The 11249-nt window shown below is 52.8% G+C and carries 12 protein-coding genes and 1 tRNA gene; 7 read left to right on the top strand and 6 right to left on the bottom strand.

Annotated features, from left to right (window positions below; translation table 11 throughout):
• The first annotated feature begins 40 nt into the window (after nt 1–40).
• From NBE99_RS09305 to rpmB, 4 genes are all read left to right on the top strand, one after another.
• Entirely contained in the window at nt 41–475 is a 435-nt protein-coding gene (locus tag NBE99_RS09305; protein ID WP_250681808.1) for a hypothetical protein, read from the top strand.
• A gap of 59 nt (nt 476–534) precedes the next feature.
• Nucleotides 535–618, top strand: a tRNA-Leu gene (locus tag NBE99_RS09300).
• A gap of 59 nt (nt 619–677) precedes the next feature.
• Entirely contained in the window at nt 678–1316 is a 639-nt protein-coding gene (locus tag NBE99_RS09295) for an LON peptidase substrate-binding domain-containing protein (protein ID WP_250681807.1), read from the top strand.
• A gap of 81 nt (nt 1317–1397) precedes the next feature.
• Nucleotides 1398–1634 (top strand): 50S ribosomal protein L28, encoded by a 237-nt coding sequence (rpmB, locus tag NBE99_RS09290; protein WP_024125479.1) that lies wholly within the window; start codon nt 1398–1400, stop codon nt 1632–1634.
• 14 nt (nt 1635–1648) lie between these two features.
• Here rpmB and NBE99_RS09285 read toward each other — a convergent pair whose 3' ends face one another.
• Together NBE99_RS09285 and psb27 are read right to left on the bottom strand one after the other, a co-directional pair.
• Nucleotides 1649–2356 carry a M15 family metallopeptidase gene (locus NBE99_RS09285; RefSeq protein ID WP_305879871.1) on the bottom strand — a complete coding sequence of 236 codons (708 nt, stop codon included), beginning with the start codon at nt 2354–2356 and terminating at the stop codon, nt 1649–1651.
• 11 nt (nt 2357–2367) lie between these two features.
• Nucleotides 2368–2772 (bottom strand): photosystem II protein Psb27, encoded by a 405-nt coding sequence (gene psb27 / locus NBE99_RS09280; protein WP_250681806.1) that lies wholly within the window; start codon nt 2770–2772, stop codon nt 2368–2370.
• A gap of 243 nt (nt 2773–3015) precedes the next feature.
• Here psb27 and NBE99_RS09275 point away from each other — a divergent pair, with 243 nt between their 5' ends.
• Nucleotides 3016–3507: an NADAR family protein gene (locus NBE99_RS09275; RefSeq protein WP_250681805.1), complete on the top strand. Its 492-nt coding sequence runs from the start codon at nt 3016–3018 to the stop codon at nt 3505–3507.
• On the opposite strand, the gene mutL is transcribed toward NBE99_RS09275, so the two are convergent.
• From mutL to NBE99_RS09260, 3 genes are read right to left on the bottom strand one after another with little or no spacing between them, the layout of a single operon-like run.
• The gene (mutL, locus tag NBE99_RS09270; RefSeq protein WP_250681804.1) at nt 3504–5126 is read right to left on the bottom strand and encodes a DNA mismatch repair endonuclease MutL; all 1623 of its coding nucleotides are present in this window, start codon (nt 5124–5126) and stop codon (nt 3504–3506) included. The two genes, NBE99_RS09275 and mutL, sit on opposite strands and share 4 nt — an antisense overlap.
• On the bottom strand, nt 5123–6340 hold the full coding sequence (coaBC, locus tag NBE99_RS09265; RefSeq protein ID WP_250681803.1) for a bifunctional phosphopantothenoylcysteine decarboxylase/phosphopantothenate--cysteine ligase CoaBC: 1218 nt from the start codon (nt 6338–6340) through the stop codon (nt 5123–5125). Before coaBC ends, mutL begins: the two co-directional genes overlap by 4 nt.
• Nucleotides 6327–6542: a DUF2555 domain-containing protein gene (locus NBE99_RS09260; RefSeq protein WP_250681802.1), complete on the bottom strand. Its 216-nt coding sequence runs from the start codon at nt 6540–6542 to the stop codon at nt 6327–6329. Before NBE99_RS09260 ends, coaBC begins: the two co-directional genes overlap by 14 nt.
• Before the next feature lie 289 nt (nt 6543–6831).
• On the opposite strand from NBE99_RS09260, the gene NBE99_RS09255 reads away from it, so the two are divergent.
• On the top strand, nt 6832–8310 hold the full coding sequence (locus NBE99_RS09255) for a PAS domain-containing protein (RefSeq protein WP_250681801.1): 1479 nt from the start codon (nt 6832–6834) through the stop codon (nt 8308–8310).
• Nucleotides 8311–8333: 23 nt separating this feature from the next.
• Here NBE99_RS09255 and NBE99_RS09250 read toward each other — a convergent pair whose 3' ends face one another.
• On the bottom strand, nt 8334–9296 hold the full coding sequence (locus tag NBE99_RS09250; RefSeq protein ID WP_399371026.1) for a transposase: 963 nt from the start codon (nt 9294–9296) through the stop codon (nt 8334–8336).
• 25 nt (nt 9297–9321) lie between these two features.
• On the opposite strand from NBE99_RS09250, the gene NBE99_RS09245 reads away from it, so the two are divergent.
• Nucleotides 9322–11244: a bifunctional diguanylate cyclase/phosphodiesterase gene (locus NBE99_RS09245; RefSeq protein WP_250681800.1), complete on the top strand. Its 1923-nt coding sequence runs from the start codon at nt 9322–9324 to the stop codon at nt 11242–11244.
• The last annotated feature ends 5 nt before the right edge of the window (nt 11245–11249 follow it).

The following is an 11249-nucleotide window of genomic DNA, read 5'->3' as shown; positions in this document are numbered from 1 at the left end:
TTGAGCGTCATGATGGACAGAAGTGGCCTAGGAATTTGCCGTGAGCAACAGCAGCAGTATTGTGGCTAGTCTTCTTGCCCTGACTATCGGGGCGATCGCCCCGCCACTGCCGCCAATGGTGGCGCAGCCAGCACAACCGGCGGGCATCACCTTCTACGCCGATATAGGAGAGGGGCTATTCCGTATGGGTGGGCGTCCAAGCCAAAAAGTGACGTTTATGAGCATTGTGATTGATCCGCAGCAGGTGGCGGACATCAACATGCAGCTTGACAGTGGGAACTTCATTGCCTTCGCCGGCAAGGTGATTCAGCAAGATGCCTACACGCTGCGCATTCGCTTGACCAGTTCTGGGATGGCTGATGCCGATGGCACGCTCAATATCCGCTATGGTCGTCAGCAGTCGATTCTCAACTTGGCGGGCAATGGTCAACTGGATGGTCAGCCCTTTGTGCTCACCTTTAGGGGCAACTCATGAGTTGACAGAACTCAGCTGAACCAAGGATAATAAAAGATCGCTGACCAAAGCGATTGAGAGCGGAACTGGCGGAATTGGTAGACGCGCTAGATTCAGGTTCTAGTGTCCGCAAGGACTTCGGGGTTCAAGTCCCCGGTTCCGCATCCTAGCAAGCCTGCAAAGTGCGGTACGATAGAAGCATTGGCTTCTGTGCGCTGTCATTATGGCTTTTTCGTCCATTGCCGTTCGCGAACTCCCCATTTTTCCTCTGCCCGATCTTGTGCTCTTTCCGGGGCGACCCCTGCCACTGCATATTTTTGAATTTCGCTACCGCATCATGATGAATACGATTCTCGAGAGCGATCGCCGCTTTGGCATCGTGATGTGGGATCCCCAAACGGGGCGGCCAGCCACTGTGGGCTGTTGTGCCGAAGTGCGTCGCTACGAACGGCTCCCCGATGACCGCATGCTCATTGACTCCCTCGGACAGCAGCGGTTTCGCATTCTGGACTATGTGCGCGAAAAACCCTATCGGGTTGGACTGGTGGAGTGGATTGAGGATGAACCCACCAGCATTGACCTGCGCCCCTTGGCCAAGGAAGTGCGGCAACTTCTTGAGGATGTGGTGCGGCTTTCAGCGAAGTTGACTGAGCAACCCATGGAACTGCCGCCGGATGTGCCGACCACTGCCCTTGAACTGTCCTACTGGATCGCCAGCAATTTTCGCGGTGTCGCCCAAGAGCAGCAACGGCTTTTGGAACTACAGTCCACCTACGATCGCCTGCTGCGAGAAGCAGAAATTTTAACCACCACCCGCAATCACTTGGCGGCCCGCACCGTCCTCAAGGAAACCTTCAAATAGGCCGTGCCTTTCACGGTGGAATATGTTACGCTAAGAGTCTTGGTTATTTTGCATCACATTGCCTTGCAGGGGAGAAAACCAATGAGCCGCGTTTGTCAACTGACTGGAAAAAAAGCCAATAACGCCTACGCGATTTCCCACTCCCACCGGCGGACAAAAAAACTGCAGGAAGTGAATTTGCAATGGAAACGGGTGTGGTGGCCAGAGGGCAAACGTTGGGTGCGACTGCGCCTTTCTACTAAAGCCATTAAAACCCTTGAGCGCAAAGGGCTGAGTGCCTTTGCCAAAGAAGCCGGCTTGAATCTCAACAAACTCTAAGGGATGACCCAGCCTCAAAGATCAATGCGGCCATAGCGAGCAATGATGTCCTGCTGACCAGTTTCTTGCCGCAGTTGCCAAGCCCACAACTGATCCCCAAGGGAAAAGTGCCACCACTCATGGGGATGGCGTTGAAATCCGGCACGGTGCATGGCTTGATAAAGAATTTGGCGGCGTTGGGCAAAGCAGGCGGCATGGGTCTCTTCAGGGTAGCGATCATAAAAATCGGGAAAGGAACGTGCAGAAACTTCATCAATAGCGCCCCCCATCTCCAAAGGATGGCCTGCTGGGTCAGCGAGGGTGAGATCGACGGCAGCACCGGTACTGTGGGGCGGTGGTTGCTGAGGGTCTGAACTGGGCACGGCCCAAAATTGATAAACCTGCTGCCAAATCTCGCTGGCGATCGCTGGCTCTATTATTTGGGGATCATATCCCTGCTGGCGACAAAGGGTGGCAAAGGTGTGCGCCACCATAAACTGCTGCACCGCAATGGGGCGGTAGGCATCAAAAATTGCCAGTTGCCAGCCGTAGGGGGCGAGGAAGGCTTGGGCACGCTCAAGGGCAGCAATAACCCCCAGCCGTAACCAAAAGGGAGAGGCCTTGCCATAGGGGGCACCAAGGGATTGATAGGGATGGGGTTGTAGCTTTAGAAATGCATCCGGAATAGGCACGAGGGGTTCCCCACACTCTTGAATAGGAATGTGGGTGTAGGGTTTTGCCACGCTCAACACACCTAAGATTTGCTTTCCCGTTCAAGGGCGAGTTCGACTTGGCGAAATTCCTGTTCAAGGCGAGCTTTCAGCTTCTCCGGCAGGGGACGATTGGGATAGGAACTGTAATGACCCGCGAGGGAGTTGAGGGCAGTTTGCATCGTCATAAAGGAGGAGAGCGATCGCAGGGAGTCATCGCGACGATAGAGGGCAAAGAAATCATTCAGCTTTTTGCGCGCCTCTGCTTGAGCCGCCTTCTTGTTGGGGTCATTCTCAGGTAGGGCGATCGCTTCGCGCAAGCTACTGATCAGCGCAAGGGTATCTTCACGAAAATTCCCCGTTAGCCCCGTGGGCACATTGGCACAACTGGTCAGCAGCAGTGACACACTTAGGAAAAGTGCGCAAACCATCGCCCAAAAACGTTTCATATCAAACCCCAACAACAAAGTAGGTCTCAACGTACCCATGAGGCTCATCTTAGCAAGGATCCGTCCCTAGATTCTCAAGTTTGCCGACCGCCCCTTCCTAAAATAGGGACTTGGAATGTCCCACGGCAATTTGAACTGTTTTGAGCGCGTTGTCTCCCTGCGAAAAGGGCTGTATTTGGGGCATGATGATCTCAGTCCTCATTAATGCTTAGGTGATCAAGGGGTGCGGGAACGCGGTTGGCAATGACAATCTACTTTTATCGCGTCAACGAGGCCTACGGCAGTTTTTCCAATTTCTCTCCCCATGGGTTTACCTTGGAGGGCTATTACTGGCCAACAGCGGAGCACTACTACCAAGCCCATAAATTCTTCGGCACCCCCCATGAAGCCTTTGGTCATAGGATTCGCACTGCCCCAACCCCTGAAGCCGCTGCCCAACTTGGCCGCAGTGGTCGCTATCCGGTTCATCCCCACTGGGATCAACTGAAACAGCAGGTCATGTGGCGTGCCCTTGTGGCGAAGTTTACCACCCATCCCGAGCTGCGGGAACTGCTGTTGGCAACGGGAGATGAGGAGTTGGTGGAGGATTCACCCGTGGATAGCTATTGGGGCTGTGGGCGCGATCGCCAAGGCTGTAACTACCTAGGGCGGTTGCTGATGCATCTACGGCACTGTCTGCGCCAAGGGGCAGATTTGCATCGGTTCACGACAATAGACCATCCTCAATCCAGCTAAATACCGTGGCTTTTGCCCACTACCCAGTGACGACGGAAAAAACGGGCAAGGGCAGATTCCTGTAATTGCAGGCAGATCGGACGGCCATGGGGACAGGTGTGGGGTTGACGACAGCGATACCACTGATCCACCAAGGTTTGCATTTCCGCAAGGGTGAGGGGCGTGCCGTTACGAATGGCACTGCGACAGGCAACGGCGACCTTGGCAGCCGTTAGATCCGCTACTTGGCTGAGTTCAATCAGGGCGGCCACTACATCTGGGCGATCGCGCAAAAGAGAGGGGACACTGCGCACTGCCCAAAGCTGTACCCCAAAGGGAGCGATCGCTAACCCCCAGTCTTGACAGCGTTGCACTTGCGTTTCTGTGAGGGCTTCCACCAACACCGGCTGCTCTAGCTCCACCGCCTGCCAATCCGCTTCAATCTGCTCATAGAGTACCCGTTCATGGGCAATGTGCTGCTCAATTAACCAAATGCCCTCTGCATGCTCAACAACGATGTAGGTATTGTGCAACTGCCCGACCACTTTGAGGGCAGGCAAGGAACGTTGAGGTGCCTGTTGCGACAACAGCGTACGATAGTGGCCAGGGGGTTCCGCCGCCTTGAGCAGGTGGTAGCTGGTTGTGGGGACAGTGGGCGAGGCCAGCAGTTGGCCAATGCGTTCTCCCAAAAGAGCCTGCCATTGCTCTGGCTCCCGCAGATAAATCGTGCGCTTTTGCGGTTCTGCGAACCAATCAATTGCGGTGGGGGGCAAATGGAGATGGGCAATGCACAGGGGAAAGCGCTGCCGCGGTAGGCCGCGCCCAAAGGCCTCAAGAATCACCTGCTGCCACGAGGGATCGCTGTGGAGTTCGACCCACCGGCCATTGACGGCAACGCCTAACCCATCGGGGCGAGGGCGATGGTGGCGATCCGGCGGTGCCAAAACTAATTCAATTTGCGCATCGCTCATTTGGCGCAGATCTTGGGGATGGAGTTGCGGGATCAGTTGCAGCAGGCGATCGCCCAAAGACGCCACCGCCGGCCAGTGACCCCATCGCTTACCATCCTTAAGGAGATGCCAAGCCACTTGGGGGAAACAGAGGGCAATTTCCTGAAGGCGCCGCTGAACTTGTTTCGGGTTGACTGCCTGCTGTCGTTGTGGCCAGTTCTGAAACAGTTGCTCAGCCATCACGCGAGTCCCCACTGCCATTCCCTGCGGTCGTTGACTGCGCACTTGGCCTTGGGCATCATAACTCACTCGCCAGCCAGTATCCGCCTCGCGGTGGCGACTGCAAATCGTTAACTGAGCCATTTGGGCTAGACTGTGGAGAGCCTGACCACGAAATCCTAACGTGGTGATGTCGGCCAACTTCCCTGTGGCGGGCAATTTGCTACTGGTGTAGGGCAAAGCCACTTGGGTGAGATCTGCCCAGCGAATGCCTTCACCATTGTCCGTGACTTCAAGGCGCCATGCTGCGGACTGCCAGTGGAGATGAATCCGACTTGCCCTAGCATCAAGGGCATTTTCCACCAGTTCCTGTACTACCGTAGCAAGGGAGTCGAGGGTTTCAGCGGCAGCGATCGCCCGTTGCAGTTCCAGCGGTAAGGGGACAACTGTCAGAGCCTCAGCACTGCTCATGAGAGCCAATCTTGAGCCAGATCAAAAATTTGGTGCGCTAGAATCAGCTTTGGCACTTTTGGCAGGGCTTGCGATCTCCCCTGCCGATCCAGAACCACCGCCGCGTTTTCACTGCTGCCAAAGCCACAATCAGCTTGATCCACCGCATTGGCAACCATCAAATCCAAGCCCTTGCGTTCTAGCTTCTCGCGAGCGGGCGTCACAATATCCCCCGTTTGCGCGGCAAAACCAATCAGCCGTTGGTGGGGCTGGCGTCGTTGAGCGGCCATGTGCACAATATCGGGCACAGGCTTCAGGGGCAAGGCCGCCGGTAACTCGGATTTGGGCAGCTTTCCCGACCACTGCTGCGCCGGGCGGACATCCCCAACCGCAGCCGCCATTACTAGCCAATCGGCCTCTGGCCAAACCTCCATGACTGCTCTGGACATGGCCTCACTGTCAATGGCTTCAATGGCATGCACCTGGGGAGGTAGGGGTTCGGCGATCGCCCCATGAATCAACGTCACCCTTGCACCGCGATGAATTGCTGCCCTTGCCAGAGCGATCCCCATTTTCCCCGTTGCCGGATTACCAATGAAGCGCACTGCATCCCAATATTCACGGGTGCCGCCGGCGGTAATCAGCAGGTGCTTGCCAGCCAAGTCTCGCTTGCCGTGGGTATAAGCCAAGGAGTCTAGATAGGCAATGATTTCCTGAGGCTCTGCCATGCGTCCCACACCCACACTGTCACAGGCGAGTCGTCCATAGGCTGGCGGCACACAGTGGTACCGGGGCTGCTGTTGTAGTTGCTGCCAATGGGTCTGCACCGTCGGTTGCTCCCACATGGTCGTGTTCATGGCCGGTGCCACCAAAATTGGCATTTGCGAGGCCAGCACCGTACTGGTGAGCAGGTTATCCGCCAAACCCAGCACCAGTTTTGCCAAGGTATTGGCCGTCAGGGGGGCAATCAACATCAGTGTTGCGGTTTCCGCCAGTTCAATATGCAAGGGTCGCGGCGCCTGCGGATGCCAAAAATCAGCATCAGTGAATACCGATCGCCGGCACAGGGTGGAAAGGGTCAACGGCGTAATGAACTGCGAGGCGGTCTCTGAAAGGATGGCAGAAACCTGCCACCCCGCCTTCCCCTGTGTGGAGATCACATCACAGATTTTATAGGCGGCAATGCCACCCCCCACCCCCACCAATAGATGGGGAGCTGACCTAGGACTCGTCAAAGGCTTCTAAATCCAGAAGATACAGATAAGGCTCTACCAGCTCTGGCCGTTGAAAGGCAATGGAGCGCAGCAGATGCCAGTCTTCGAGGGCGGCAAAGGGTGTATCGTAATCATCCTCCTCAAGCCGTCGTGCCAAGGCAGCTACTTCTTGGGGGGTTATGTGGTTAATGTATTCTTGAGAGTAGTGGTGGGTTGTCTGCATACCCCCTCCTGCAGAAGGCCTAGAGAGTGCGCCTACTAGTCACAATTATAGGCGCTAATGACAGGTCTATCGCTTGCTTGGCTACACTAGGATTGCCACTGAAATTAATTTTTAGTTGATTTGTTTGCGATCGCCCGATGTCTTTGGCAGGTACTGTCGCGGCCCCCCTCGCGGATTCAAGATCAAGGTACTTTGAAGCATGCCCAACCCTAGATTCTTGAGATGGATAGCTCTATTCAGCCTGGGTGTCGCAACAGCAATTCTCGCGGATTTGGGGTTGGCAGGGGTGATGGGACAGGCTCCTATCAAAAGTGGTGTTGATGTCTTCAGCGCGATCGCGATTTGGTTAACCGCATTTTTTGTGAGTTTAATGACGGTTTGGCCACGTTCAGCCACGGTGGATCGGCTGCAACTGCTGCACCGCATCAGTGGTTTTGGCCTCGTGATTGTTGGTCTCGCGATCGCGGGTGAGGTCATGAACCTTTGGCCGAGACTTCAACTCAGAGAAACGTTTAACTTAACAAGCTATGAAACCCTGTTGCGCCCTTTGGCTTTTGTGGGGTTGGGGTTGGGACTATGGGGGGTCAGCGGCATACCTCACTGGCAAGTGGTGGTCAGCCAAGGGGGAGCCATCTTTAGCAGTAGTTTGTTGTTACTGGAATTGTTGGAGGTGGCTTACCAGTGGCCACAGTCCTTTGACACCACCAGTATTGCTACAGTGATGACGGACGTTCTGCTGTGCCTTCTTAGCGTCTGTCTGCTACAGCTACGTCCCCATCGCGGCTTTATGCGCCACTTCTTTGCACCAACGGCAGGCGGCATTTTGTTGCGGCAATTGTTACCTTGGGTCATTATTGGCCCAGCGGTGATTGGCTGGGTGGTGGAACTTATTCATCACGACCTCAATCTAGTTCACGGTACCGTTGCCTACGAAACTCAAGTCATTACGACCATCATGTTTTTTGTCGGATTGCTGGCTGTTGGTGTCCGTCGGATTAATGAACTGGAGCAGGAACGACAATCGTTTTACCGTGCCTACACCGAAATTGAGCAAATTTTTCGCAGCAGTATCTTTTTATCGCCTTTTCCGATGGTTTTGGTGGCGGCGGATGGTCAATTGTGGCTGATGAACCGAGCGTGGCAGGAGGAAACGGGTTATAGCCCCAGCGAGGTGAGCACGTGGCAGCAGTGGTTGGCGGTTGCTTTTCCCGAAGAAGACCAACGGCAGTGGGCAAACAGAGAATTCCAGCGTTGCCTCAAAAACCATGAGCGTGTTGAGCATGGCGATGTTAACGTTTGCACTCGCTGGGGGGAAAAGCGCATTTGGCAGATGGTCTCGATTCCTCTGCAATTAACCAGTAGTAATCAACAGTTGGTTTTAGTGACCGCTGTGGATGTGACTGAGCACCGCCAAATGACGCAACAACTGGAGGCGCACAAATCAGAACTAGAGGCCCAAGTCATTGCCCGCACCCTAGATCTCCTTGAGGTGAATACCGAGCTACAGGCCTCTGAGGAGAAGCTGAACCAACTGTTGGATCGAGCCGATGCTTTTGTCAGTCAACTGCGAGCTTTTGCAGATGACTCTTTTCACTATGAGTACCTGTCCCAAGGGCATCTACGTATTCTCGGCTATAGCCCCTTTGAGTTTCAGGAAAACCCGAATCTTTGGCGATCGCGAGTTCCAATCGAGGATTGGGAAGCTTATCATCGTCCCTTCCGCGAGAAACTGATCCAAGAGGGAGCTGCCCACACGCAGAAGTGTTGAATTCTGCAACAAAACTTAACATCCTAAGTGACAAGTAGCTCTGGCTGCCAATCAAAGCTCCAATGCACTATCGAGCAGCGGCGACTCAGTTCCAGTTGCAAATATCGCAATTTGTCTAATAGCTTCCTGCCAAAGTATTCAGGTATCTCCATTAGCTCTAAAATTAAGTACCCAATCAAAACCATATAAATCTGATTTATCACCCCATTCAAACTCTTCGTAATCAGCTTGTCTAATGATAAATGCATCTTTAGAAACTTCCATAAGTTCTCAATCCCCCACCGATGCCGATACAGCTCACTCACTTCCTCATCACTTAGATGCATTAGATTCGTCGCAATACGAAACTCTGTTCCATGCTCATCAAAAAATTGAACCACTCGGTATCTCTCATGATTGAGCTTCATTCTCATGTTATTCTTGATACGCACAACAAATAAACACTTCCTCTCACTCAGCCGCTCTAAAAATCTCCAACTCGCAAACCCTCTATCCATGATGGCAACGGCATTCTCAGGGATCATTTCTAAAATCTCGTCTTGAAAGCTTAGGTCATGTCTCTCCCCAAAAGAGACTACTGCCTTACCCAGGATGTTCTCTGTTAAATCAAATCCTGTAATTAACTTCACTTGATGGTATTTGTAGAACCAAAAGAGCTTACTCGTCAGGGTAATGACGGTTGAATCAATAGGAAACAGCATCAGACTTGAACAACGATGTCTCTTGCGAGCTTGAGACATGAGATGAGTGTAAATCCTCTCAAATAAGGTGGTTGTTCGAGTTTTGTTCGCCTTGGAAAACGTGGACATATCCACTGTAATCCCCGAATGATTCAAGCGATAAAATAAGGCTCTCATGCTGGTTAATCCTTGGTCGAGAATGTAGGTCAACCAGATTTTGAAGAACAATTGAGAGTTGAGGACGGGGTAGTCGCAAGGGCTGAGCTGCTTGAGAATAGACTTGACAAGAACTGAAAAAGATGCCATAGTAAGCTGATTAATTTTTCTTCTTTTGAGGGAAGAATACGACATTTCTTCCCTTTTTTCTAGCCTCTTAAACTATCTTTCAACACTTCTGGCCCACACGGAATATCGCTTTCAGCACCGCGACGGTCACTATTTGTGGATCTCCCTCAATGCCACGGCGGAGCCTCAGGCGGATGGGAGTTACCTCATTACCTGTGTGGGCGTGGATATTACCCAACGCAAAAAGGCAGTTCTGGCTCTCGCTGAAAGTGAAGCCCGTTTTCGTCAGATGGCGGATTCTTCAACCTTGATGATCTGGCTAGCCAACACCAAGGGGGAGATTGAATTTGCTAATCAAACCATTCTCGACTTTCTGGGTACCTCCCTTGACTCACTCCTTGGCTGGAACTGGTTTAACTTTGTCCATCCTAGCGATCGCCAGCGGGTTGAGGAGCAAGTCCGCCAAGCGATTCAGCAGCAACAGGACTATGAAATTGAATACCGCATCCGCAATCATCAGGAGGTCTATCGCTGGGTGTTGGAGCAAGCCGCGCCTCGCTATGACGAAAGTGGTACCTGTATTGGCTACATTGGTTCTGGGATTGACATTACCAACATTAAGCTGGCCGAGGAGAAATTGCGCCATGCTGCTTGGCAAGATAGTTTAACTGGCCTCCCCAATCGCACCTTTTTAACACAAAAAATTGACCACTTGCTAGCCGCCTATCATCGAGGTGAGATTCCGCCCTTTGCTGTCCTCTTCTTGGATTTGGATCGCTTTAAGGTGGTCAATGATAGCTTGGGTCATAGTGCCGGGGACGAGTTACTTCTAGAAATTGCCCATCGCCTACGGTCGAGTATGCGCGAGCAGGACACCCTTGGCCGATTAGGCGGAGATGAGTTTATTGCCATCATTGAAAACATCCAGCAAATCCAAGATGTCTATGAGTGTGGCGATCGCCTGCGCTATCGCATCAGTGAACCCTATGTGCTCAAGGGCACTGAAGTAAGTGTTGGCGTCAGCATTGGCATCGCCATTGTCAACTCTCGTTACCAGAGTGCGGGTGAACTCCTGCGGGATGCCGATATTGCGATGTACGCTGCCAAAGGACGTGGACGCAACTGCATGCAACTCTTTCAACCAGAGCACCACCAAGTCGCCTACACCCGCCTACACCGCGAACAGGAGTTTCGCCGCGCCCTAGAGCAGGAGCAACTGGAGATTTTCTATCAACCCATTGTCACCCTCAGTCAGGGGAACCTTGTCGGGTTTGAAGTGTTAGTTCGCTGGCAGCATCCGGAAATGGGCTGGATTGGCCCTGCTGAGTTTTTGCCCCTCGCTATGGGCTTAGGCTTGGCCACAAAGGTAGATGAATGGGTACTCCACCGAGCCGTTGCCACACTTTACCAATGGCAACAAGGGTTTGGCTCAAGGATGGCTGATCTCACCCTCAGCGTGAACATCTCCGATGCCTTTTTTGACTCTGGCCAAATAGTGAACTTACTCAAGTACCTCTTAAACACCTATGGCATCCGTGGGGAACAACTCATTCTTGAGATTACTGAGCAAGTGATCATGGCCAATCCAGAGTTGGCGCGCGAGCAGCTAGAGGCACTCCAAGCCATGAATATTCGTTGTAGTATTGACGATTTTGGCACTGGCTACTCCTCCCTCAGTCGGCTGAGTCAATTGCCGTTGTATGCCTTGAAAATTGATCAGTCATTTGTCCAAGGCCTCGAAACCAGTTTCCACAATTTAGAAATTATTCGCGCCATCATTAGCTTGGCTCAGGCCATCCAGTTAGAAGTGGTGGCCGAAGGTATTGAAAATGCCTATCAACGGAATTGTCTGCAACAGTTGGGCTGTCAACGGGGGCAAGGGTTTCTCTTTGGTGAGCCACTGCCTGAGAAGCAAGCCCGCCAGTTATTACAAGCGAGGGTCACGTCTTATCAAACGGAAAGCAAATAATTGTT

The sequence above is a fragment of the Thermosynechococcus sp. HN-54 genome, from assembly GCF_023650955.1.
GTDB lineage: Bacteria > Cyanobacteriota > Cyanobacteriia > Thermosynechococcales > Thermosynechococcaceae > Thermosynechococcus.
The sequence above is the reverse complement of the archived record's forward strand: the minus strand, read 5'-3'. Positions and strand labels throughout refer to the sequence as shown.